The organism is Halomonas litopenaei, from assembly GCF_003045775.1.
GTDB lineage: Bacteria > Pseudomonadota > Gammaproteobacteria > Pseudomonadales > Halomonadaceae > Halomonas > Halomonas litopenaei.
On record NZ_PXNS01000044.1, the window covers coordinates 1 to 602 of the forward strand.

Annotated in this window: 1 protein-coding gene; it reads right to left on the reverse strand. The window is 64.3% G+C overall.

Annotated elements, in window-relative coordinates; all coding sequences use genetic code 11:
• The coding region (locus C6W88_RS21230; protein ID WP_146164697.1) for a TRAP transporter large permease subunit at positions 1-602 on the reverse strand (602 nt) is incomplete at both ends.

A 602-nucleotide genomic window follows, 5' to 3' on the forward strand; every position in this document is an offset into this window, starting at 1 on the left:
AGCCACATGGCCATCTCGGGCCACACCAGCAGCGCCGCGAGTACGCATAGCTGCAGGGCGATAAAGGGCAGCACCGAGACGAAGATGTCCTTGAGGCTGATCTCCGGTGGCGCCACGCCCTTCAGGTAGAAGGCCGCGGGTCCGAACGGCGGCGACAGGAAGGACACCTGCATGTTCACCGCGAACAGGATGCCGAACCAGATCGGGCTGTAGCCCAGCTGCACGATGATCGGCACGAAGATCGGCAGGGTCAGCATGGCCACCCCGATCCAGTCGAGGAACATGCCGAGCACGATCAGGATCGCCATCATCACCAGGATGATCACGATGGGCGAGACGTCCAGATCCATGATCATGCCGGAGATGAAGCGGTTGCCGCCCATCAGGTTGTAGACCCCGACCAGGGCGGCGGCGCCGATGCCGATCCAGATGATCATGCCGCAGGTCACCAGGGTCTGGGACAGGCTCTGGTGCATCATCGAGAACGAGAACTCGCCCCGGGCCAGCACCGCCAGCAGCACGCCGAACACGCCCATGGCCGCCGCCTCGGTGACCGAGGCCACGCCGCCGTAGATCGAGCCCAGCACCATGAAGGCGATCAG